Source organism: Neobittarella massiliensis (ex Bilen et al. 2018), assembly GCF_014269355.1.
Lineage (GTDB): Bacteria > Bacillota > Clostridia > Oscillospirales > Ruminococcaceae > Neobittarella > Neobittarella massiliensis.
In genome coordinates this window covers 913,042-936,534 of sequence record NZ_JACOGI010000001.1, presented here as the reverse complement: position 1 = coordinate 936,534, position 23,493 = coordinate 913,042, and the positions used below count along the sequence as shown (strand labels likewise).

At 61.3% G+C, this 23,493-nt stretch carries 20 protein-coding genes and 1 tRNA gene; 7 read left to right on the top strand and 14 right to left on the bottom strand.

The features are described 5' to 3' along the window. Window positions 1-285: 285 nt before the first annotated feature. Entirely contained in the window at window positions 286-510 is a 225-nt protein-coding gene (locus H8K20_RS04285) for a phosphotransferase (protein ID WP_186487578.1), read from the top strand. Window positions 511-1,001: 491 nt separating this feature from the next. Here the strand turns inward: H8K20_RS04285 and H8K20_RS04280 are convergent, their stop codons facing one another. The 9 genes from H8K20_RS04280 to H8K20_RS04240 form a co-directional block, all read right to left on the bottom strand. Then, complete coding sequence (locus tag H8K20_RS04280; RefSeq protein ID WP_186487577.1) at window positions 1,002-3,344, bottom strand: endonuclease MutS2; 2,343 nt, start codon at window positions 3,342-3,344, stop codon at window positions 1,002-1,004. Window positions 3,345-3,525: 181 nt separating this feature from the next. Then, on the bottom strand, window positions 3,526-4,278 hold the full coding sequence (gene recO / locus H8K20_RS04275) for a DNA repair protein RecO (protein WP_207721451.1): 753 nt from the start codon (window positions 4,276-4,278) through the stop codon (window positions 3,526-3,528). Continuing rightward, a complete protein-coding gene (locus H8K20_RS04270; RefSeq protein ID WP_164998116.1) occupies window positions 4,241-4,390 on the bottom strand; it encodes a hypothetical protein in 150 nt (49 codons plus the stop codon). The genes recO and H8K20_RS04270 overlap by 38 nt, the downstream gene beginning before the upstream one ends. Window positions 4,391-4,562: 172 nt before the next feature. Next, window positions 4,563-5,486, bottom strand: coding sequence for a GTPase Era (gene era, locus H8K20_RS04265; protein ID WP_105203755.1), 924 nt, complete (start codon window positions 5,484-5,486; stop codon window positions 4,563-4,565). Between the two features lie 75 nt (window positions 5,487-5,561). Then, window positions 5,562-6,041, bottom strand: coding sequence for a diacylglycerol kinase (locus H8K20_RS04260; RefSeq protein WP_186487576.1), 480 nt, complete (start codon window positions 6,039-6,041; stop codon window positions 5,562-5,564). Between the two features lie 157 nt (window positions 6,042-6,198). Then, window positions 6,199-6,708, bottom strand: coding sequence for an rRNA maturation RNase YbeY (gene ybeY / locus H8K20_RS04255; RefSeq protein WP_105204095.1), 510 nt, complete (start codon window positions 6,706-6,708; stop codon window positions 6,199-6,201). Window positions 6,709-6,773: 65 nt separating this feature from the next. Next, window positions 6,774-7,778 (bottom strand): PhoH family protein, encoded by a 1,005-nt coding sequence (locus tag H8K20_RS04250; protein ID WP_186487575.1) that lies wholly within the window; start codon window positions 7,776-7,778, stop codon window positions 6,774-6,776. Between the two features lie 237 nt (window positions 7,779-8,015). After that, window positions 8,016-9,191, bottom strand: coding sequence for a sporulation protein YqfD (locus H8K20_RS04245; RefSeq protein WP_105203752.1), 1,176 nt, complete (start codon window positions 9,189-9,191; stop codon window positions 8,016-8,018). A gap of 54 nt (window positions 9,192-9,245) precedes the next feature. Next, window positions 9,246-9,542, bottom strand: a complete 297-nt coding sequence (locus H8K20_RS04240; protein WP_186487574.1) for a YabP/YqfC family sporulation protein — start codon at window positions 9,540-9,542, stop codon at window positions 9,246-9,248. A gap of 118 nt (window positions 9,543-9,660) precedes the next feature. Between H8K20_RS04240 and H8K20_RS04235 the strand changes: the two genes are divergently transcribed. Together H8K20_RS04235 and H8K20_RS04230 are read left to right on the top strand one after the other, a co-directional pair. Then, window positions 9,661-10,758 (top strand): hypothetical protein, encoded by a 1,098-nt coding sequence (locus tag H8K20_RS04235; RefSeq protein ID WP_186487573.1) that lies wholly within the window; start codon window positions 9,661-9,663, stop codon window positions 10,756-10,758. A gap of 110 nt (window positions 10,759-10,868) precedes the next feature. After that, complete coding sequence (locus H8K20_RS04230) at window positions 10,869-11,093, top strand: hypothetical protein (protein ID WP_243206177.1); 225 nt, start codon at window positions 10,869-10,871, stop codon at window positions 11,091-11,093. Between the two features lie 82 nt (window positions 11,094-11,175). Here the strand turns inward: H8K20_RS04230 and H8K20_RS04225 are convergent, their stop codons facing one another. Both H8K20_RS04225 and H8K20_RS04220 read right to left on the bottom strand, forming a co-directional pair. Then, window positions 11,176-11,931: a sulfite exporter TauE/SafE family protein gene (locus tag H8K20_RS04225; RefSeq protein ID WP_207721450.1), complete on the bottom strand. Its 756-nt coding sequence runs from the start codon at window positions 11,929-11,931 to the stop codon at window positions 11,176-11,178. 19 nt (window positions 11,932-11,950) lie between these two features. Next, window positions 11,951-13,261, bottom strand: a complete 1,311-nt coding sequence (locus H8K20_RS04220) for an amidohydrolase family protein (protein ID WP_186487572.1) — start codon at window positions 13,259-13,261, stop codon at window positions 11,951-11,953. 194 nt (window positions 13,262-13,455) lie between these two features. Here H8K20_RS04220 and H8K20_RS04215 point away from each other — a divergent pair, with 194 nt between their 5' ends. Next, the gene (locus H8K20_RS04215; RefSeq protein WP_154865570.1) at window positions 13,456-14,148 is read left to right on the top strand and encodes a Crp/Fnr family transcriptional regulator; all 693 of its coding nucleotides are present in this window, start codon (window positions 13,456-13,458) and stop codon (window positions 14,146-14,148) included. A 73-nt stretch (window positions 14,149-14,221) separates the two neighbouring features. Here H8K20_RS04215 and H8K20_RS04210 read toward each other — a convergent pair whose 3' ends face one another. After that, window positions 14,222-15,055 (bottom strand): SGNH/GDSL hydrolase family protein, encoded by an 834-nt coding sequence (locus tag H8K20_RS04210; protein WP_186487571.1) that lies wholly within the window; start codon window positions 15,053-15,055, stop codon window positions 14,222-14,224. Window positions 15,056-15,213: 158 nt separating this feature from the next. On the opposite strand from H8K20_RS04210, the gene H8K20_RS04205 reads away from it, so the two are divergent. From H8K20_RS04205 to H8K20_RS04195, 3 genes are all read left to right on the top strand, one after another. Beyond that, window positions 15,214-15,289: transfer RNA gene (locus H8K20_RS04205), tRNA-Thr, on the top strand. Window positions 15,290-15,422: 133 nt separating this feature from the next. Next, the gene (locus H8K20_RS04200) at window positions 15,423-17,867 is read left to right on the top strand and encodes an ATP-binding cassette domain-containing protein (RefSeq protein WP_186487570.1); all 2,445 of its coding nucleotides are present in this window, start codon (window positions 15,423-15,425) and stop codon (window positions 17,865-17,867) included. A gap of 442 nt (window positions 17,868-18,309) precedes the next feature. Beyond that, the gene (locus H8K20_RS04195) at window positions 18,310-20,793 is read left to right on the top strand and encodes a transporter substrate-binding domain-containing diguanylate cyclase (RefSeq protein ID WP_186487569.1); all 2,484 of its coding nucleotides are present in this window, start codon (window positions 18,310-18,312) and stop codon (window positions 20,791-20,793) included. Between the two features lie 363 nt (window positions 20,794-21,156). Here the strand turns inward: H8K20_RS04195 and H8K20_RS04190 are convergent, their stop codons facing one another. Together H8K20_RS04190 and H8K20_RS04185 are read right to left on the bottom strand one after the other, a co-directional pair. Further along, window positions 21,157-21,777: a DJ-1/PfpI family protein gene (locus tag H8K20_RS04190; RefSeq protein WP_105203745.1), complete on the bottom strand. Its 621-nt coding sequence runs from the start codon at window positions 21,775-21,777 to the stop codon at window positions 21,157-21,159. 611 nt (window positions 21,778-22,388) lie between these two features. Beyond that, complete coding sequence (locus H8K20_RS04185; RefSeq protein WP_186487568.1) at window positions 22,389-23,078, bottom strand: ATP-binding protein; 690 nt, start codon at window positions 23,076-23,078, stop codon at window positions 22,389-22,391. Window positions 23,079-23,493: the final 415 nt, after the last annotated feature.

Below are 23,493 nucleotides of genomic sequence, written 5' to 3'. Positions count from 1 at the left end.
CTGCCGCCACACCGATCCGCCCGCTGTGGGGCGAACTGGTCACGGCCGGACAGCAGGAGGCCCAGGCGGTATTGGCGGCCGCTTTTGCAATTTCGGCCGGCCGGGTGAACAGAACAGAGCGCCCTAACGACCGCGCCTACAGTTTGGAGATCGGCACGCTGTCGAGACAGTACCGGCCAGGAAGCGGATATTCCAGGCGGCGCACATTTTTCAGGGGCAACACCTGGTTAAGTCAGCAGCAGGCAGCAAAGAACAGCAGCGGGCAGCAGAGGGCGGCAGAGAAATTTGGCCGCTGCGGCCGGCGGGCCGGCACGCGCCTATCAGGATTTTTTGTTACAGCTGGCAGTGCTGGCAAGAAACGACACCAATTTGGGCCTGACCCACGGGGACTACCTGCTTTCAAATATGAACATAACTGCTGACGGCCCAGTGACGGTATACGACTTTGACGAGTGTGCATACGGCTGGTCGCTCTTGGACATAGCCGTTTACCTGTACTACTTTACCTGATCGGCGACGAACCCTGAAGGGGCAGTATGCAGAGCCGGGGCCCCAACGATCTGCGTACCGATCTCTGTGCGGGTACCGGCGCGAAAAGCAGCTGCCCACCGGCGGAACTTGACCAGCTGGACCTGTTTTTACTCTATGCGACTACCCGCTGCCGTCGATTATCGGCTATTAGAGGGCGAGACGAACAGTCGCCGTGGGACCGCGACCTAAAGATCGCCGCCACCCGGAGCGTACTGAGCACTGTATCAAAAGCCGTTTTTTGACAGTGGCCCTCTGAAGGTCCAGCTGGCTGAAGAACAGCCGAGTGGCAGGTGACGCTTTTAGCCGGCGCCGCAGGGCATGAAACCATGCGCTTACCGACCCGGCTGTTTGGACGGGCCCGCCGGAAGCAGCCAACTGTGGACCTGCCCGCAATCGCCCCCTATAAAGCAGATAACAGAACGCGATAAATATGCCACCTGTCAGCTGACAGGTGGCATATTTTAGTGTGATCATTGAATGGTGACGATGGTGACGCCCGCCTCGCCTTCACCAAAGGTGCCCAGGCGGTAGCCGGCTACATTTTTGTGGTGGCGCAGGTACTCGTGGATGCCTTTGCGTAGGGCACCGGTACCTTTGCCGTGGATGATGCTCAGCTGGGTGAGGCCGGAGAGCAGCCCCTGATCGATAAAGCTGTCGATCTCCATGGTTGCCTCCTCTACGTTCATACCGCGCACATCGATCTCCATCTCGACTTTGGCACTGGCTTTGCTGCGCGGACCGCGGTAGCTCTGGCTCTTTTTCTTTTTGGGCGTCTCGAGCAGGCGCAGCCGGTCGAGGGTGACGGTGGTCTTCATGGCGCCGGCCTGCACCTCGGCTTTTTTGCCGGTGACGCGCAGTACCTCGGCCGGGGCGTTCATCCCTTTGATGGTGACGGTGTCGCCGGGGCGCAGCGGCCGGGGCAGCTGGTAGTGATCGTCGGACTCTATCGGTTTGCCGGCGATGTCGTAGAGCTTATCCACCCGGTTGCGCACCGCACCGGGGGTGAGGGACGCATCTTTTTTGCGGTGGCGCTCTTTGATCTCGGCGATGACCTGCTCGCTCTCGCGCTTGACCTTGTCGATGACGGTGCTGGCGTAGTAGTGGGCGCGCTCGGTCTCGTCTTTTGCCTGGCGCAGGCGGCGGTCGATCTCCTTTTTGCTCTCTTCCTGCTGGCGCCTGGCCTTTTGGGCGTAGTGCTCGGCCAGCTCGGTCTGGTGGACCAGCTCGGCGCGCTTTTGCTCGAGGCTCTCGATGACATCCTCGAATTTGAGGTCGTCGGACTGGACATAGCCCTTGGCCGCATCGATGATCATGCGGTTGATGCCCAGTTTGCCGGCGATGGCAAAGGCGTTGGAGCGGCCGGGCACACCGGTGATGAGCCGGTAGGTGGGGCGCAGGCTCTCGACATCGAACTCGCAGCTGGCGTTTTCGACCCCGCCCTCTTTGAGGGCGTACATCTTGAGCTCGGCGTAGTGGGTGGAGGCGGCCGTTTTGCAGCCCACCGAGCGCAGGTGCTCCAGTATGGCGATGGCCAGCGCCGCGCCTTCGGTGGGGTCGGTGCCGGCGCCCAGCTCATCGAGCAACACCAGCGACCCCCTGCCGGCGTATTTTAGGATATCGACGATGTTGACCAGGTGGGAGGAGAAGGTGGAGAGAGACTGCTCGATGCTCTGCTCGTCGCCGATGTCGGCAAAGATGCCGCTGAAATAGCCCATCCGGCTGCCCTGAGCGGCGGGGATGAGCAGCCCCGCTTTGGCCATGAGGGCAAAGAGGCCCAGCGTTTTGAGACACACTGTTTTGCCGCCGGTGTTGGGGCCGGTGATGACCAGAGTATCGTACTGCTGACCCAGCGAGATATCGACCGGTACCACCACCTCTTTGGCGATGAGCGGGTGGCGGGCCCGGCGCAGCTCGATCTGCAGGTCGTCGCCCAGCAGGGGCTTGGTGCAGTCGTACAGGCGGGCCAGGCGGGCCTTGGCCATGAGCAGGTCGATCTGGCAGAGCAGATCGTAATCGTAGAGGATATCCTGCCGCACGCCCACCACGAAATCGGTGAGCTCGGCCAGGATGCGCTCGATCTCCTGCTGCTCTTTGACTTTGCCTATGCGCACCTCGTTGTTGAGCTCGACTACGGCCATGGGCTCGACGAAAAGGGTGGCCCCGCTTTGGGAGGTATCGTGTACCAGGCCCGGCAGTGAGCCCTTATACTCCTGCTTGACCGGCAACACGAAACGGCCGTCGCGCATGGTGACGATGCTCTCTTGCAGGTATTTTTGCTGGGTGCTGGAGTGGATGATGGCGTCGAGCTTTTCGCGGGCGCGGTTTTGCGCCCGCAGAATGGCCCGGCGGATGGAGAACAGCTCGTCGCTGGCGGTGTCGGCCAATTCCTCCTCATTCTCGATGGCGCTGTCGATACGGCGGTAGATCTCGCTGTGGAACACCAGCTGATCGAAATAGGGATCGAGCACGCCGGTGGTCCCCTCACAGTTTCGGTACCAGCTGAGCGCGTCGCGGCAGCCGGCCATGAGTCTGGCCACGTTGAGCAGCTCGCGGATGGAGAGCACGCCGCCTTTTTGCGCGCGGGTGAGCGGCTGGGTCACGTCGTGAATGTGGCCGATCCCCGGCTCGGAGTAGCGCAAAAACAGCGTGTACATCTCGTCGGTGCGGTCGAGGGAGGCCACGGCGTCGGCGTAGCTCTGGCTGAGCAGCCCCTGGGGGTCGAGCTGGGTATTTTTTTCGCAGAAGGTGCGCTTTTGCAGGGTATGTACGATCTTATCGAATTCCAGCAATTTAAAGTGTTTTTGGATGTCCATACTGCTCCTCATGCCCGTTTTTTCGGGTCTAAATGGGTATGCGGCCCGAAAAAGCGGGCCGTCGCGGCAGTTATTATTATGTGATCGACGGGCGGCGGACCGATCGGGCGCCGCCCGGCATACAGGCTACGTAGAAAAGCTTTTGTGGCGAGTGGGCTCTGACGGCGTTTGCCGCCGGCGGTCACAGCAGACCTTTATAAAAGTCCAGCGCCTTGAAGCGGCCGTCGGTCTGATAGATGAGGTACTGCTCGGCCAGTTTTTCGAGGGTGGCGAGCGTAGCGGCATCTACCCGGAAGTTGAAGAGGCGGGAGAAATCGCTGTAGATGATGTGGCGCATGGCGGCCAGCAGCCCTGACCCCAGCAGCGTATAGTGGCTGTCGTCGACGGGGAGGTGGCATTCGCGGCAGATGAGGTCGCCGCTCTGGGGGCTAAAGTACATGCCCTGATCGACAAACTGGCCGCAGCGCGCGCAACCCACCAGGTCGGGCATGTAGCCGCTCATGGACAAGAGCCGCAGCTCGAAGAGCGGCTTGAGGTAAGAGATATCGCGTTTGCCGTTGTCTAAAAAATAGAGCGTGTTGAGCACCAGCTTCAGGTGGCCGCGCAGGTCGGTCTCGTCGGGCGCCAGTTTGCGCACCAGCTCTAAAAAATACATGGCCAGCGACAGCTTGACCACGTCTTGGCGGAGGTTCCAAAACTGGACCTCGATACGGGCGTCGTCGACGGTGTACATGCTTTTGCCCTGATAGAGAGAAAAGCTGGAATACGCCAAAAGGCTGGTGGAGCTCACCAGCCTGCTGCGCACCCGCATGGCCCCTTTACAGGAGGCCGACACGAGACCGAGACCGTCGGTCAGGATGTGGACGATCTTGTCCGCCTCGCCGACTTTCACCTCTTTAACTACGATCCCTTTCACTGAATAGATGCCGCTCAATGGCCTGTACCTCTGCTGTGTGTGCCTGCTGGCAGTAGGCCAGATAGTCGCCCACCGCGCCGGTGTGCGCAAATCTGTCCCACAGCTGCAGCTCTAAGGGCTCCTGTTTCATCCGCCGCGCCTCCTTTTTGTATAAGATCGCTTTGATCTTACTGTGCACAAAAAGTCGCGGCGGTATGTCTGCCAAAAGTTTCTTTGGCGTTTTGCCTGATTTACGGGGATAAAGTTTTAAATATTTCTGATGGGGGCGCGGCGCGTTTCGACACGCGGCGCCGAGAGAGGTGCTACTCCTCGACCAGGCCGAAGTTTTTGATGAGCCCCTCTTTGTTGCGCCAGTCCTCTTTTACCTTGACCCAGCACTGCAGATTGACCCGGCAGCCCAAAAACTGCTCGATGTCCTGGCGGGACTGGGAGAGTATTTTTTTGAGCATACTGCCCTGCTTGCCGATGATCATCCCCTTGTGGGACTGCCGCTCGCAGTAGACGGTGCAGTCGATATCCACCAGGTCCTGACCGGGGCGCTCTTTAAACTTCTCGACTACCACGGCAGTGCCGTGGGGGATCTCCTCGAACATGTTGCGCAGGATCTTCTCGCGCACGATCTCGGAGACGATGACCCGCTCGGGCTGGTCGGTCAGGGCGTCGTCGGGGAAAAAGTGGGGGCTCTCGACGGCGTAGTCCTTTAGGGCGGCGATGAGGTCGTCTACCCCGTCGCGCTGGGTGGCGGAGATAAAGAACACCGCGGCAAAATCGGCTTTTTGGGTGAACTGGGCGGCGCGGGCGAGCAGTTGCTCTTTATTATCGACGGTGTCTATTTTGTTGACACAGAGAATGGCCGGGGCGCCGGAGGCACCGATATCGGCCAGCAGCTGCTCCTCGGCTTCGCGGATGGGGCCGGAGGGCTCGGTGACCAGCACGCTGACATCGACGTCGCCGATGGCCTGACCTACCGCCTTGACCATGTGGGCGCTGAGCTTGGTCTTGCCTTTGTGCAGGCCGGGCGTGTCGATAAAGACCATCTGCGTCTCGTTTTGAGTGAGCACGCCGGTGATCTTGGTGCGGGTGGTCTGGGGCTTGTCGGAGACGATGGCCACCTTTTCTTGCAGGATGGCGTTGAGCAGCGAGGACTTGCCCACGTTGGGGCGGCCCACGATGCTCACAAAGACCGATCTGCTGCCCATTGGCTCGGGGCGGGGGGTATCTGTCATAAGTCGTTCCTCTCGTGGTAAAAGCCGGCCGGCCCGCCCCACCGCGTTTTGCGGACATAGAGCGGTTGGCGGCTGTTATTTTTTGTTAAGTCCGCCGCGCACCAGCAGCCAGCTGGCTAAAAGCAGCAGGGCGGTGAGCGGCAGCGGCCAGGGGCTGCGCAGGGCGGCGAGCAGCCGTGCCGGGCGGCCTGACTGGCAAAAGAGCAGCAGGCCGACGGCGGCCGCGGCTATGGCCGCCACCAGCACGGAGGCGGCCGCTACATCTTTACAGCGGCCGATGGCGCTGTCGTGTTCGGGGCAGACCTTGTCGCACAGTACCTCCAGCGCGGTGTTGCCGAGCTCGGCGGCCAACACACTGCCGCAGCACAGGGCGATCAGGCCCCACTGGCCGGCTGAAAAGCGGGCGAAAAAGCCCAGGTAGCACACCCAGACGGCGGCCGCCAGGTGAAAGCGCAGGTTGCGCTGGCTGCCCAGCGCCCAAAAAAGGCCGCGAAAGGCATGTCCAAAACTGTGAACAAATTGTAAAAACAGCCCTTTTGGGCGCTGTTTTGGCACCTTATCGCCCCCTTAATGGCCGGCAGCTCCGCCCGCCCCCTATGTAAGCCGGCAGACTGGGCCCGGGCGCCGATGCTGTGCAGCGGGCGACAGACCGGCACCGGACCGGGTCCTGATGGCCGCACAGATGTTCGCGGCCGGGCGGTGGCGGGCCTTTTTATTTTAAGATGTCTTCGTCGACGTAGCTGGCGTTGCGGGGCAGGCCCAGTTTGAGCATGATCGCCTCTTCTTTTTCGCGCATGCGCACCTGCTCCAAGCCGCCGCCTTCGTGGTCGTAGCCGAGGATGTGCAGCATGGAATGGGTGGTGAGAAAGGCGATCTCGCGCTGGAAGGAGTGGCCGTAGATCTCGGCCTGGGACTGGGCGCGCTCGGCGGAGATGACAATATCGCCCAGCACGAAGGCGCCGGTCTCCATATTCTTGTCGTACACGCCGTCTTTGCCCAGGGGAAAGCTGAGCACGTCGGTGGGTATATCTTTGTTGCGATAGGCAGCGTTGAGCTCCTGGATCTGCTCGTTGTCGACGAAGGTGACGCTCACCTCGGCCGGGCCGGGGAACTGCTCGGCGGCCAGCACAGCAGTGCAGGCACGGCGGACCAGCAGGCGCAGCCCAGAGGGCAGCTTGACCTGTTTTTGCTTGTTGGTGATCAAAACTTTTACACTAGCCATGGTGTTTCTCCTCACGTCACTGTGCCGATCTTTTACCGGCACTACTTTTACACGTACGCCCATTTTTACCTCTTATCTGTATGGGGCTGCTCTGGTGAGCGGGCCTTTTTATTTTCCTGTTTTTGGTAGTAGCGCTCGTAGGCCCGGATGATCTCCATGACCAGGCGGTGGCGCACCACGTCTTTTTCGGTAAAATATATCTGGGCGATATCCTCCACGTCGCGCACGATGCGGGCGGCGACGACCAGGCCGGACTGGCGGCTGTCGGGCAGGTCGATCTGGGTGATGTCGCCGGTGACCACCGCTTTGGAGCCGTCCCCCAGGCGGGTGAGGAACATCTTCATCTGCTCGGGGGTGGTGTTTTGGGCCTCGTCCAGAATGATGAACGACTCGTTTAAAGTGCGGCCGCGCATGTAGGCCAGCGGCGCCACCTCGATGTTGCCGCGCTCCTGATATTTATAGAAAGTCTCGGCGCCGAGCATGTCAAACAGAGCGTCGTACAGGGGGCGCAGATAGGGATCGACCTTCATCTGCAGGTCGCCGGGCAGAAAGCCCAGTTTTTCGCCCGCCTCGACCGCCGGGCGGGTGAGGATGATCTTCTCGACCTCGCCGGCGCGAAAGGCCTTGACGGCCATAGCCACGGCCAGATAGGTCTTGCCGGTGCCGGCGGGGCCGATGCCGAACACCACCGAATTTTGGGCGATGGCCTCGACATATTTTTTTTGGCCGAAGGTCTTGGCCTTGATGGGGCGGCCCTTGGCCGAGAGACAGACGATGTCGCCGTCGGCGACCGGGGGCGGCTGGCTGTCGCCGCCGGCGGCCAGCTCGAGCGAATAGCGCACGTTTTGGTCGTCTAGCGGGGTGCCGCTTTTTTGGATGAGCAGCAGGTTCTCGATCGCCTTTTTGGCCCCTGCCGTCTGCACCTCGTCGCCGTCGAGACGCACCGCCCCGTCGTGGGAGGTGATGCGCACCCCGAAGCGCCGCTCGATCTGCTTGACGTTCTCGTCGAAGCGGCCAAACAGCTCGGCCAGCTGCTGGGGGGTACAGCCCTCCAGTAAAAGTTCTTCCATGTACATACCTCGATCATCATAGCGCTGTGGCGGCGATGCCTTTGGGCCCGGAGGCCAAAAACTGCCGCCTATCCAGACATATCCCGACACCGGGGCGACCGGCGCGCAGTGGCGCCCGGGCTGCCGGCCGTCGGGATAGCTGGCTGCACCGCAGCAGCGACCGGCCGGGGCCAGTCTTTTTCTGCGGGGCGAGAAATTTACTTTGATTATAGCACAAAACTAGAAAATGTAACAGTATTATTGCGAAATTTCTTGTGATTTTGCTATATTTTCTTCACAGGTCACGGTGTACTCGACGAACAGGCTGCCGTCGCGCTCCTCGAGCTGGGTGACGGCGCACTGCGGCGCGAGATCTTTGTAGTTTTGAGCCATAAAGGCCTGCACCTGCTCGTCGGCCTGCTGTTTGGCCTCCTCGGAGGTGAGCGTGCGGACCTGACTTTTGACCGGGGTGATCTTTTGGGTGATGAGGTCGATGGGGATCTCGACCGAGAGCAGTTTGAGATCCCACTTCTTTTTCTGGATCATGAACTCCCCCTCCAGCTTTTTGGGAAAGTACAGGGGCAGCTTGAAGCCGAACAGGTCGAGCACGCGCTGCTCTTTGGCCTCGCCGGCGGGGACCCATTCGGTCTTTTGCAGGGGGATGAGATAGGAGACCTTCTCCTCGGTCTGGGCCCAGACCTCGCCCTGCGCGTGCTTGTAGACGGTGCGCTGCCAGTAGTCCTGGAACATGCCGCTGATGAGCACATCCCCCTGCCCTACATACTGACCGATCTCCACCTGAGGGTGGCCCTCCAGCGGCTGGATGCGCAGGATCTTGCCCTTTTTGGCCGCGACGATGTCGCAGGGCTGGCGGGGGTCGACGATCTCGCCTTTTTTCTGCTGCTCGCGCACCTCGATAAACAGCTGGGTACCCTTGTTGGAGATGGTCATATCGGCCAGGTCGGGCAGCGCCAGCAGCGCCTTTTCCTCGGTGGCTTTGCGGTTGAGCCGCCGCAGGTCTTTGCCCTTATTGACCCCCAGGTCGGACAGTGTTTGCAAAATGGACTGGGTGCTGACCTTCTCGTTGCCGGTGACCTGGATGGTCCAGGTGAGGTGGGACATGTGCAGCAGAAACCCGGCGCAGAGCAGCAGACCCACCACAGCGCCGATGCGCTTGCGGTAGCGGCGCGCCCAGAAGGGCAGCCCCTTCTTTTTTTGGATGCGCAGGCGCACGCCGGTACTGCGGGCCAGGTGGTGCATCTGCTTGTAGTCACGCGCCACGGTGTTGGCGGTAAAGCCCTCGGGCTCTTTTTGCAGGCCCCACAGGCGCAGGCCGTTTTTGTTTACCAGATTGATGAACCGCTCGCTGAAGATGCCGCGCAGGCGAAACTGCACGGTGCCCAGCAGCCAGCGGATAAACGAGACCAGATACAAACCCTGTCTCCCCCTTTTTCTTCTTGTGACCGGCCGGGCGGCCGTATCTCTTCCCTAGTGCATGTACTCGATGGTGACAAATCTGCCCTGGACGATCGCATCGGTATCACTCATGCATTTGAGGGACAGGTCTTCCCCCTCGAACTTTATCTGCATTTTGCCCAGGCTGAGCACGATGACGCTCTCGTCGTACTCCAGTACACCCTGACAGCCCTCGATGATGGCCTCGGTATTGCCCATGAGCTCGATGCGGCTGTCGGTGAGGTGGGCGCTGTTGATGAGCTGCTTGGTATCTACCAGCAGTGAAAAGGGCTTTTTTTCGCCCTGCTTGTTTTTTCTGCGTCTGTTCATGGCCGATCCCTCCCGTTCATATATATTAGCCAGCGGCTGCATTTAGCCCCCGGGCCGCCGAGTATCTGCCGCGGGGAGGCAAAATGGCCGATAAGGAGTGGGGTACTGGATGTATGCTATGTGGGGAAAAGTGAAAAAATACGCCGGCGAGGGCTGGCAGATCGCCGTTTGCCTGCTGCTTTTGTGGGGGGGGACCGCCGGCGGAGACCTGACCCGGCAGGGGGTGCTGCGGGGGCTGGCCACCTGCTATAAAGTGCTCATCCCTTCGCTGTTCCCGTTTATGATCGTGGCCGGACTGGTGATGAACACCCCTATGTCGCGGGTGATCAGCTGGCTGCTGCGGCCCCTGAGCCGCTGGGTGCTGCGGGTGTCGCCCCAGGGGGGGAGCGTGTTTGCCATGTCGATGATCGGCGGCTTTCCGGTGGGGGCCAAGCTGGTGCGCGCCGGGTACGACGGCGGACAGCTGCCGGGAGACGAGGCCCGGCGGCTGGCGCTGTACTGCATCGGCGCGGGGCCGGCCTTTGTGGTGACCGGGGTGGGCATGGGCATGTTTGGCAGCGCTGCGGTGGGCGGGCTCTACTACCTGTGCTGTGTGCTGAGTGCGCTGATACTGGGGGCGCTGCTGAGCCGACTGCCGGGCCGGCGGCGGGGACCGGCGGTCGCCCCGGCCAGGGCAGCTGTAAAGGCAAAAGACTTTCCCCCGTTTTCGGCGGCACTGGTGACGGCGGTGAGCACAGCGGTGACCTCGATGCTGTCGATCTGCGGGTATGTGATCGCCTTTTCGGCGCTGCTGGAACTGGTGCGGCGCTGGCTGCCGCTGCCCGCCCACCTGACTGCGCTGCTGAGCGGGCTGCTGGAGGTGACGACCGGCTGTGCGGCGGCCAGCGGGCTGCCGGGCAAGCTGGGGCTGTGCGCGGCGGCGTTTTTTTTGGGGTGCACGGGGCTCTCGGTCGTTTGCCAGGTGCTGTTTTGCCTGGGGGACCTGGCCGACATGGGGCGGCTGCTGCTTTGCCGGCTGCTGAGCGGCGTGCTGACGCTGGGGCTTTTTTTGCTGCTTTACGGGCTGCTGCCCAGCGAGAGCGCCGATGTGTGGCAGAATGTGGCCATCCCCCTGAAAACCGCCCACAACAGCCCGGCCACCGCGCTGCTGCTGGTGCTGTTTTGCCTGTGTGCGCTGTGGAAATTTTGCCGCCCGCACACCGCTTTACGGCGGTAAAAAAATGCGGTATACTGAGATGCAGCGGCGGTACCGGAGGAACGATGCCCGCCGCCAGAAAATGGATGCTGCGCAAGAGAAGTCAGCACATAGATAGGAGCGGTGCCACTTTGTTCGGCAACAGCCAGAAATTATTTGGAAGATCTATCGAGCCCAGCTGCAACTACTGCGAACACGGGCGGGCCATGCGCGGGCAGGACCTGATCCTGTGCGATAAAAAAGGGGTGGTGGCCCCTTATTACAGCTGCAAAAAGTTTATGTATGCCCCCTTAAAGCGGGTGCCCAAGCCACGGCCCAAGCCAATGGATTTTGACCCCGACGATTTTAAGCTGTAAAGGCAAAAGCCCTCCGCACGGTGCGGAGGGCTTTTTGATATCGGCGGCCGGGAGGCCTGTCGTATACACAGCCTGAGCGGCGCTACAGGACCATTTTGAGCAGCATATAGCAGGAGGCGCCGATAGCCAGCGCAGCCACCATCCACTTGAGCAGTTTCAGGTTGACTTTGCCCGCGACTTTGGCCCCCACCAGCACCCCTACAGCGTGGGTGGCGACACAGACAGCGGCCAGCAGCAGGAAGTTTTTGCCCTGCACCTGACCCATATAGCCGACACAGGCCGGCAGGGCGATTGCCACCGAATCGAGCAGGCTGATGCCCACGGCCGCCCGCAGGTCGACCCCCAGCAGCGCCAGCAGCGGCACCACCAGGATGGGACCGCCGGCCCCGGTGAGCGAGCAGATGGCGGCGGTGACTGCGCCCATGAGCAGCAAAAACGGCTTGCTGGCGGTGAGCGGCGAGCGATCTTTGCCCGGATCTTGCCGGTCTTTTTTGACCAGGATCGAGATGCCGGAGGCCAGCACCACGGTGTAGAGCAGCACTTTGGCGATATCTACCGGGATGAGCGTGTTCAGCCACACCCCGCCCAGAGCGCCCAGCACGCTGCCGGCGCAGAGCGGCAGCGCCAGCTGCATATCGAGGTGGCCCTCTTTTTTATAGGACCAGGCCCCGAGGATACCGGAGGTGAGAAAGGCCAAAAAGGCCAGTGCCAGCGAGTCGGCCAGCGGCAGGCCCAGAAAGCCCCCGAAGGTGATGGGCAGCAGAAAGCCGGCGATGCCGGAAATGCCGATGAGCACCCCGACGGCCAGACTGGAAAGGCCAATGATGGTAATGATCAAGATGTTCTCCCCTTTTTATTTAGTTGCATATGAGCCGTTTGTGCAGGTCGGCGGCGCGGCGCAGCACAGCTTTTTCGTCGATGGTCTTTACTTGCCGGTCACGCATGAGCCACCGGCCGGCTACCATCGAATCGCAGACATCGGCGGCGGTGACCGTTTCGACCAGTGTATGTACGAGGTCGGCGGTGGGCAGGATGTGGGGCTGACAGAGATCGATGGCGATGAGATCGGCCTGATAGCCGGGGGCCAAACGGCCGATATGGCGGCGCCCCAGCGCGGCGGCCGAGCCGGCGGTGGCCATGTGCAGGATGGTGGCGGCGGGCAGGATGGCGGGATCGGCGGTGGCGGCCCCGTTGACGGCGTTTTGCACCGAGCGCAGGATCTTCATCTCGTTCCAGAGACTGAGACCGCCGTGGGCGGCGCCGTCGGTGCCCAGGCCCACGGGGATGCCCTGCTCGAGCAGGCGGGGGGCCGGCGGCACCCCTTTACCGCTGTTGCTGAAGGGGCAGTGTACGGCGCGCACGCCCCGCGCGGCCATGAGCGATATCTCGCTGTCGGAGACGAAGATACAGTGGGCGGCCAACAGCCGACCGCCCAGTACGCCCAGCGACTCCAGATAGGCCATGGGGCGCAGCTTGTACTTTTCGAGACAGGCATTTACCTCGCCGGGGTACTCGTTCATGTGTACGTGTACGCTGGTGCCCAGCTCCTCGGCGGCGGCAAAGGTGCCGGCTATTAGCTGGGGGGAGCAGGAGAGCAGCGTGCGCAGCGAGAAGGACACGGTGAGCCGCCCCTGCGCCTTTTGGTGCCAGCGCGCAAACAGCTGGCGGTTATTTTGCAGCGCCTGCTGCGCATCGGCCCGCATGGTGGCGGGGACGCCGGGCTGATCGATGGTGGAGCAGGTGAGATCGGCGCGCAGACCGGAATCGGCCACCGCCTGGGCCACTTCGTCCATAAAGCGGCCGCCGGCATCGGCAAAGGCGGTGGTGCCGGACTTTATCATCTCGAGGCAGGCCAGCTGGGCGCTGACCTGGACGGTCTCCCGGTCGAGGCCGCTCTCGAACGGGAGCATGATGCGGGTCCAGATCATGGGCAGCTCGTCTAGGATACGGCCCCGCAAGAGCTGCTGACAGGTGTGGGTGTGGCCGTCGATAAGGCCGGGCATGTAGAGCTTGCCGCTGCCGTCTACCAGTTGGACGGCGGCATCTGCAGCAAGGTCTGGGCCCAGCGCGGCGATCTTTTGCCCGCTGATACCGATATCCCAGCCGGTGTGCAGCTGCATATCTGCATCGAGCACGGTGGCGTTTTGTATGAGCACATCATAGTTCATAAAATAGTCCTCCCCTATTTTGCGGCGGCGGGCGGCATTTTTTAGATCGGCGCCGCCGGCCCGGCCAGCGCCCAGCACCCAGTATAGCGGAGGGGCGAGGCGGCTGAACAGGACAAAAGTCTCTTTTCAGGAAAAAAAGTTTGCCGTATACTGTATATATAAGGGACAGCGCCCGATAGAGCGGAGGGATACGGATGCAGATAGATCAGATATTGGCGCGCACCGCCAACTGGCCGGAGCTGTGCCGCTGCTTGGCGGCAATGCCGCCGGCGCTGGCCGCCACAGCCAGCGAGCAGCGCTATGACGCCGGTGCACTGCTGCAGCAAAAAGGCGACGAGGTGGACCGGCTGGGCATTTTGTGCCGAGGCAGCTTGCGGGTGGTGAACCCCTTTGACACCGGCGACAGCTATGTGATCGAACAGGATGACGCGGTGGACTTTGTTGGCGACGTGGTGCTGCTGGCCGGCGAGCGCCGGGCCCCTATCTCGCTGCAGGCGGTGACCGACTGCCTGATCTTGTGGTTTGAGCGGGCGGCGTTTGCCCGCTGGGTGCAGGGCGACCCCGCACTGCTGCGGCTGATGGCCGGGCACATTGCCGGCAAGCTGTACCGCTCCTCTTACCGGCACGGGCAGCCGCTGTTTTACCCCGGCCCGCGGCTGCTGGCCGACTTTTTGAGCCGCTATGCCGACCAGAACCGGCCGGGCGACGACGGGCGCTACCGCGTGACGGATACCCGGCAGCAGTTGGCCCAGCTGCTGGGGCTGAGCCAAAAGACGGTGGACCGGGCGGTGGCCCAGCTGAAAAAGCAGCAGCTCATCGATACCGACCGGGGCAAGATCGTATTTTCTGACCGACAGGCGGCCGGGCTGCGAGAGCTGGGCAGCTGACGGGCACACAGGCAAGCGGCAGGCCCCGGTGGGACCTGCCGCTTGTTTTTTACTGTATTGATTTTTGACCCGCTCAACCGGCGGTGTAGCTGCGGATGGTGGACAGCCAGGCATCGACAGCCTGCTGCGACAGCTGCAGCTGAGAGGTGCCGGTATCGACGCTGGCGACGAACTGCGACAGCTCCTCCCCCTGCGGCTGCAGGTAGTAGATCTCGAGCTCTTCACACAGGGATAAGAGCAGCTCGTCGTAGGACTGAATCTTGCTGTTTTGGAAGTTGGGCAGCGCCTGCTGGGTGGCGCTGTCGACGGTGGGGATGGCCAGCAGGTAGACCTGTGCTTTGGGCAGCTCTTTTTGCACCCGCTGCACAAAATCGCGTATGCTGCTGCGCATATCTTCGCCGGAGAGCCAGGAGACGCCGTTGAGACCCAGGCAGATATACACCTTTTTGGGGCCACTGTTTTTGAGCGCCTGCAGGGCGGTGACGCTCTGCCCGTTTTGCGTGAACAGCTGCTCGCGCAGAATGTTGCTGGGGTTTGCTTTGCCGGTAGCCAAAAACAGAGTGCTCCCATCCCAAAAGCTGTGTTTGGAGAGCGCGGCGACCAGGTCGTCACCCACAAAGGCGGCGTCTTTAAAGTAGCCGGCCGTCTTCTCTTTCCCCTTTTTGGGGGTGACTTTTTGAGCGGCGGCGCTGCTGGCGGCCGTGCCCGACTGGTTGCCGACCAGGTTGGCGGTGGTGTGTTTTTCGTTGCCGGGGCCGTCGCTCTGGGGCCAGAGCAAAAAGGCCAGCAGCACGACCAGCGCCACCGCCAGCACGGCCAGCACGATCTTTTGGCCGCGGCGGCTCTTGGGTACCATCTCGTTCATATCGAAGCGGTTTTTATGAAAAAGGGGGCTATTTCTTCTCACGCCGAGTCCTCCCTGTTCGGATCATATCGATCTGCTCAAACTGCGCCGGGGCACAGACAGTTCTTATATTATAGCGCAGAACCAAAAAAAATGAAAGCTACCTCTTGACTGTTTGACGAAAATAGTGAATAATAGTGTGTGTTCTGTGACGGGACCGTGCTAGAGTGGCTCAGTTGGTAGAGCAGCTGATTCGTAATCAGCAGGCCGTGGGTTCGAGTCCCATCTCTAGCTCCAAAAATAGCGCCGGACTTTTATGTCGGGGCGCTATTTTTTATTTTTTCAGTGCTGTTTGAGCGGCGGCCGGGAGCGCGCCGGAGCCAGCGGGACCGGGCGCCGGGCGAGCAGACCAGAGCGTGAGGAGGTATGTATGCGCAACATTCAGATCGTGGGGGCCAGAGAGGGAAACTTGCAAAACATTTCTCTGGAAATACCGAGGGATAAGCTGGTGGTGTTTACCGGGCTATCGGGCTCGGGCAAGTCGACACTGCTGCTTGACGTGCTGTTTAACGAGTGCCAGCGGCAGTACCTGGAGGCCATGGCTATGGAGGGCATTCGCAAGCCGCAGGTGGAGCGCATACGGGGCGCGTCGCCGGCCATCTATATCTCTCAGGGTGACGCCAACAGAAACCCGCGCTCGACGGTGGGTACCAAGACCGACCTGTACACCGACCTGCGCATGATCTACGAAAAGCTGGGCGAGCGCAGCTGCCCCCACTGCGGGGCGCACATCGCGGCGGCCGACTGCCGCGAGGAGACCGAAAAGCGCGACGGCGAGTTTTACGTGTACATGTACTGCTGCCGGTGCGGGCAGCGGATGCGCAAGCTCACCCGCACCGACTTTTCGTTTAACACCCGCGAAGGCGCCTGCCTCACCTGCGCGGGACTGGGCAGTGTGCACACCGTGCGGCGGGAGGCGGCGGTGGACGAAGCGCTGGCGCTGGAGGACGGGGCGGTGCGCTGCTGGGAAAAGCAGTACGCCAAATACCAGCTGTCGCTGCTGTACCGGACCTATGCCCACTACGGTCTGCCGGCGCCCGCCCACCAGCCGGTAGCCCAGTTCAGCGCGCTGCAGCGGGCGATCCTCTACGAGGGGAGCAGCTGTGCGCTGGTGCGGCAGGTAATGCCGGACTGCCCGCCGCCCAAGACCGCGGGGGCCGGCAGATTTGAGGGGGTGGTGCCCAACCTGCAGCGGCGCCTGGCGGAAAAAAGCGGCGACGCCGGCAGCCTGGAGCCGTTTTTTGAGCACGCGGTATGCCCGGACTGCCGCGGCCAGCAGCTGGGGCCGACGTCGCGGGCGGTGACTGTGCGGGGCACCCGGCTGCCGCAGCTGGCGCAGTACACCCTGCAAAAGCTCTGCCGCTGGGCAGAGACGCTGCGAGCCGACCTGCCCCGGCCCCAGCTGGCGCTGGTGGCGGACTACCTGCTGGACATAGAGACCAAGCTGGGCCGACTGCGGCGGGTGGGGCTTGACTACCTGACATTACAGCGGCAGGTAGTGAGCCTGTCGGGCGGCGAGCGACAGCGGCTGCGGTTGGCGGCGGCGCTGGACTGCGACTTATCGGGCCTGTTATACATTTTAGACGAGCCCACCGCCGGGCTGCACCCCCGCGACACGGCCGGACTGGTGGACATTTTAAAAAAGCTGCGCGACTTGGGGAACACCGTACTGGTTATTGAGCACGACCCCGACGTAATGGCCGCCGCCGACTATCTGATCGACATGGGGCCGGGCGCCGGGCGGCACGGCGGGCAGGTGGTATCGGCCGGTACACCGGCGGACATTGCGCGGCAGGACACGGCCACCGGGCGCTGCCTGCGCCGGGCACCGCTGGGCAAGACCCAATACCGGGCGGCCGACGGCGCGGTGGATATCGGCAACGCAGTTATGCACAACCTGCAGGGGCTGGACCTGCGCCTGCCCTGTGGCTGCCTGGTGGCGGTGACCGGGCCCTCGGGCTCGGGCAAGTCGACGCTGGTATTCGAAGTGCTTGCCAAAGGGCAGCCCGACAGCGGCGCGAACGCGGTGCGCGGGCGGCAGCAGTTTGCGCAGGTGGTGGAGGTACGACAGGGCAGCATAGCGCGGATGAAGCGCTCGAACGTGGCGACTTACTGCGGGGTATACAGCGAGATACGGGCGCTGTACGCCCGCACCGAGGAGGCCAAAAAGGCGGGGCTGGGGGCCGGCCACTTCTCTTTCAACTCGCCCGGTGGGCGGTGTGAGGCCTGTCAGGGCATGGGCCGGGTGGACAGTAACCTGCTGTTTTTTACCGATGCCCAGGTGGTGTGCCCGGTGTGCGGCGGGCGGCGCTTTTCGCCGGCGGTACTGGCGGTGAAGCTGCATGGGCTGTCGATCAGCGAGGTGCTGGACCTTTCGGTCGAGGAGGCGGCGGTACTGTTTGAGGGCTGCCCCAAGGTGGCCGGCCCCTTAAAGCTCCTGCAGGAGGTGGGGCTTGGGTACCTGCAGCTGGGGCAGGCGCTGACGACCTTGTCGGGCGGTGAGGGACAGCGGCTGAAGCTGGCCAGAGAGCTGATCGCCAGCCGACAGGGAGAGAAGACCCTGTACCTGATGGACGAGCCCACCGCCGGGCTGCACCCACAGGATATCGATCATTTTTTGGCGCTGCTGGACCGGCTGGTGGACGCCGGTAACACGGTGGTCGTGGTGGAGCACAACCCCCAGCTGATCAAAAGCTGCGACTGGGTCATCGACCTGGGACCCGACGGCGGCGACCGGGGCGGACAGCTGATATTTGCCGGCACCCCCGCCCAACTGCGAGGCTTTGTCGGCAGCGCCACGGCGGCTTACCTGTAAAGGGGGCGGCCGCACCCGACAGCGATACCTTTTTAAAGTACCGAGAAAAAAGCTCCCTGACAGCTGTCATCCCGACAGTTGTCAGGGGGCTCTTTTTTTCGATATCTCCCCTCTTTGTGGCGGCGGGGAGCTGGCGGCACCGGGAGAGCGGACAGCAATGTGTGTGCCGTGGACAGAGCACTGTAAGCTCCGGTCACAAACTAGCGATCTTTCGTATACAATAGATAATATCTGGGACAATATTGTACTTTATCGCTAAATATATAGAAAACTATGCGGAAATGCTTGTCCTTACTTGCCTATATCCGTCAAGATAAGCTATAATAGATATATTTGAACCGAGTTTTGCGTTGTGACCGTTTACAGAGTGCTGATATGTGCATGATTATGGTGCTTTTATTCTGTTGGCGGGCAGCGATCTTGATATTTGGAGATTTGCCTTATGAAAAAAGCACTGTGTCTGCTCTCTGCCCTGCTTTTGGCCGTGCTGGCGCCGCTGTCGGTGCTGGCCTCGGCGGAAAACGGGGACTATATCATCGATGAGGAGCGGGTCATTCGGGTGGCTTATCCGATCCAGCGCGGGCTGACCGATGTGGACGAGGACGGCAACCTGTGCGGCTACACCTACGAATACCTGCAGGAGATCGCCCAGTACACCGGCTGGAGCTACGAGTTCGTGCAGACCGACGGCAGTACCGACAGTTTGATGGACCTGATGGAACAGGTACAGAGCGGTGAGATCGACCTGATGGGATCTATGTCGTACACCGAGGCGGCAGCAGAGATGTTCAACTACAGCAGCTATAGCTACGCCACCTCTGAGACGGTGCTGCAGACCTCTTACAGCAAGATGCAGGAGGTGGTATTCAACTCGCAGCTGCCGCAGACCTTTAAGATCGCGGTGACCGGAAACGAGAACAGCCGCAACGTCAAGGAGCTGCAGGACTACTGCAGCCTCAACCAGATCACGCCGGAGTTCGTCCACTGTGATAACGACGATGAGATGGTAAAGGCGGTGCAGGAAGACCGGGCGGACATGCTGCTGAGCACCAGCTTCAACTACCTGGAGGACATGTGGACCATAGCCAAGTTCTCGCCCAAGCCGGTGTACTTCGTGGCCTCTAAAAATGCCAAAGCGGACATTATGGAGGACCTGAACACCGCTATCATGCATATTGAGCAGTCGGACGCCAACTTTGCCACCCGGCTTTATAACAAATACTTTTTGCCCCAGACCAAAGACCTGGTATTTTCGGAGGCGGAAAAGCAGCACCTGCAGGAGACCGGCGTTTTGAAGGTCGGCGTGCTGAGCGGACAGCCGCCGTTTCAGCAGGTGGGGGTGGACGGTGAGGCCAGCGGAATGGCCATCGACATGCTCGACTACATCAAGACACACACCGGGCTTAAGTTTGAGCTGGTGTACGCCGACAGCCAAAACGCGCTGTATGACCTGGTCAAGGAGAAAAAGGTGGACCTGGTGGCCGGCATGCCGTACGACTACGATCTGGCCCAGGCCAAACACCTCTCGATGACCCAGCCCTATGTCTCGTCGCAGTACATACTGGTAATGAACGACAAGAGCAGCAACGACAGCCTGAAGGACAAGCGGCCGGCGCTGCTGGCTAACAGCCCTTTTCGCGGCGATGCAGATACCGAGGCGGCCATATACGAGACCACCAGGGAATGCGTGCACGCTGTGGCCAGCGGTGAAGCTGACTACACCTACATCGACACCTACTCGGCCCAGTACTACATGAACCAGCCCGAGTACCGCAACCTGCGGCTGATCTCACAGAACTACGGCACCTACACGGTGTGTTTTGGCGTGGTAAAGCCGGGGCGGCAGGAGCTGCTCTCGATCTTTAACCGGGTGATCTCCACGGCGCCGGAGGAGGACATCCAGAACATCATCAACAAAAACACGCTGCAGAAGACCCCGTTTTCGCTGGGGGACCTGATCCGCCAGAACCCGGTGGGATCGATCGCGCTGGTGGGCGGCGTGCTGCTGGTCATCATCCTCATCCTGCTGTACTTTTTGCGGCAGCGCGCCCGCATGAGCAAGCAGGCGGCGCTGGAGCTGAAAAAGCACCTGCAGGTGTATGCGCTGGTAAATGAGTACTTTTTTGAGTACGATTTTGCCACCGATACCTCGATGGTGTCGGTGCCGCCCAAGGATACCCAGGGGCCGTCGCAGCTGGTGTGCATCGACCACAAAAAGCCGCTGGAGGACGAGATGCTGCGCATCAGCAGAGAGCGGTTTTTAGCGGCGGTGCGGAGCGTGCAAAACGGCATACAGGAAATAGAGCTCTACTGGGACGGCGACATGCACTGGGTGCGCGTGGCCCTGGAGACGGTGCTGGACGGCGACCGGCCCATCTACACGCTGGGCAAGTTCAACATCATCGACGACGAGAAGAAGGAAAAAGAGGAGCTGCTGGAGAAGTCGCAGCTGGATAGCCTGACGCACATCCTCAACGCCGAGACCTGCCGCAGCCGCATCGTGGAAGACCTGCAGCTGTTACAGGACGGCGAGCACGGGGCGATGATCCTCATCGACATCGACCGCTTTAAGGAGATAAACGACACCTACGGACACATGAAGGGCGACGAGGCGCTGCAGAGCATGGCTGTGTTGCTGCGCTCCACCTTCCGCGCCGACGACGTGGTGGGGCGGCCCGGCGGGGATGAGTTTATCGTGTACATGAAAAACGTGACCGACACCGAGGCGCTGCGCGCCAAGTGCCGCACATTGTGCGACCGCGTACAGCAGCTGACGGTGGCCGGCAGCGGACTCACCATTAGCGCCGGGGGCATTTTGGCCCAAAAAGGCGATAGCTATAACGACCTGTATGTAGAGGCCGACCAGGCGCTGTACCGGGCCAAGAATGCCGGGCGCAACCGGTTTCAGATCGCGCCGCGCGACTGACCGCTCCCCCACCCTGCTTTTTGACTGCCCGCCAACGGAATAGAGAGAGTCCCCGGCAGATGAATTGCATCTGCCGGGGACTCTTTTATGTTGTGCGCCCAGATGAAAAAGACAGGCGGCGTTTTTATAGTTTTGGGGGCGAGCCTGCTACAGGTCCAGTCTGGGGGTTTGCCGAGCCTGGTTCACCGCTTTGGGGAACGACATCTTTTACAGGGAAAAAGGCAGGTAGCGGCTGGCCCTGTACGGCGCAAGTATCGGGGCGGGAAAACCGGCTGGGCAGAAAAGGCCCTCGATGAAAGATACGTGGTTAAAAGCAGTCTTCCCGGCGTCTGACTGGTGCGCTGCTGAGACACACTGCCGGAGCTAGACGACTTCTTCCCAGGAAGTGGCGTCTTGGGGCAGCGGAGCGCCGTAATAGCCCTTTTTGTGAAAGTCGTACCACTCGGTGATCTTGGGCTCGGGCGCGACTTGCAGGGCGAGCAGCACCTCGCGTGCAAACTCCAGCGCGGCGGTGCCGTTGGCGGTGACGATGCCGCCATCGGACACCGCCTGCTGGGGCAGAAAGTTGGGCTCCCCAGTATAGGCGGCACCGGCCCACGCCTTGAGATCTTCCAGGTCGTTGGCGGTGTGGCGGACGGTATTGAGTACGCCCAAGGTACCTAAAAAGCCGGCGGCGTCACAGATGGCGCCCAGCAGCTTGCCGCTACCCAGACACTGATGCACCAGTGGTGCCAACTGGCGGGCGGTCTCTTCACGCCAGGACATGCCGCCCACCAAAATCAGCGCCTGATAGTCGCTGGGGGCTGTTTGCAGATCAAAATCGGGTACTGCGAGCAGACCGCCGATAGAGCGCACCGGCGCGGGTGTGACGGATACCGTTTGACAGATAAAGGCATTTTGCCCCAGCATGCGGATGGCCGAGGCGAGATAGGCGGCCTCCCAGTCGGCCCACTGATCCAGCAGTGCAAAAAGTACAGTTTTCACGGGCAGTAGCTCCTTTCAAAAGGGCGGCCGAGCGGCCGCGGCAGTGCCGGCCGGCAAATGGCCGGACAGGCTGTAGGCTGATTGTATTCCTATGGGGCGGTGATGTCAACTGCCGTATGTACTGGGTAGAGCGTGCGGCGAGAGGGGCACGGCAACTGTAGGGCGGGATAAGCGGCAGGGTGGCACGGGGAGCAGGAGGCGTAGAGACACACCCTGTAGGAACATGAATGGCGGCAGTTTGAGGGGAGATACTGCCCTGGCTGCTGGAGCGCGCCAAGACCTACCTCGAGATCTATTTGCTGTTTTTAATAAGCTGCTGATAAAGGGACTGCCCCGCCGAGTTATACTATGTTTCTACCTCGATAGGGCAGCCAGACCTTTAGCCGGTCTGGGCGCTACTTGTAAGACCAGCCAGCTGGCAGCGCGCGCTAGACCGGCGGAGAATATCCCCCCTGCCCCACTCTGTGCGGATATTGCCGTGCGGGTACAAAGGGTAACCGGCACCAATGCGCTTGGCAAAAAGAGAAGGTGCAGCGGGTCCTATCGTTTTGCGCACAAAAAACGGGCCGGGGCTGTACTCTGCCGCCCCGGCCCGTTGGATATGCTGTTTTTTACTGCTCGACCTCGGACAGGATATCGCCATTTGTGCGCAGGGTGACCACCCGGCAGGGAATGTTTTTGCCGCACTGGGCCAAGGCGCGCTCTACTGCCGCCTGCAGGCCACCGCAACAGGGCACTTCCATACGCAGCACGGTGACCGAGCGCAGGTCGTTTTGCGCCAGTATCTGGGCCAGTTTGTCGGCATAATCTACCCCGTCTAGTTTGGGGCAACCGATGACCGTGACCCGGCCGCTCATAAACCGCTGGTGAAAATCACCGCGGGCAAAAGCGGTACAGTCGGCGGCGATGAGCAGATCGGCCCCATCGAAATAGGGGGCGCTGACTGGTACCAGCTTGATCTGTACCGGCCACTGGGCCAGCTGGCTGGGGGTCTCGGCGCCGGGCTCCTCCTTTTGCCGGGGGTGCAGGGAGGCGGCTCTGCTGCCCGGGCAGCCGCTCTGGCGGGCAGCCATTTTGGCCTCGACGGCGGCGCGGTCGTAAGGCAGGGCCTCGCGCTCGACAAAGGTGATCGCCCCGGTGGGACAGGTGGGCAGGCAGTCGCCCAGACCGTCACAGTAGTCGTCGCGCAGCAGCTTGGCTTTTCCGTCGACCATGCCGATGGCGCCTTCGTGGCAGGCGCGTGCGCACAGCCCACAGCCATTACACGCTTTTTGGTCTATGTGAATGATTTTTCTGATCATCTCGGTATCCTCCTACTGTTGGCGGCTCGCTGCCGCTTGGTGTATCTCTACTATAACATGGGGCTGCCGCCACGTATGTTGTTTTTACAACAAAGCAAAAAGATCACCTGCTCTATTTTAAAACAGGGATTCCGCCCCGTGCTGTTATACCGGGTGGGTGCTGCCAAAAGCGCCTTGGGCACCGCCTGATCTGTTGCTTTTTGGGAGGCTGTGGACCGGATACGGCCTTTAAAGGCGACAGCTGCTGTTTCGCGGCCGAACCGGGTCTCTGGAGCGTGCGGCCAGCCGACACTGAAGCGACACTTGCATATAGCGGCGCGGTCTGCTATACTCGTAGACATAGAATTTAGAAAGGCGAGGTAATCACACCGCGAATGAGACTGTAAAAACCTTTGTACGCCACAATAACGATACT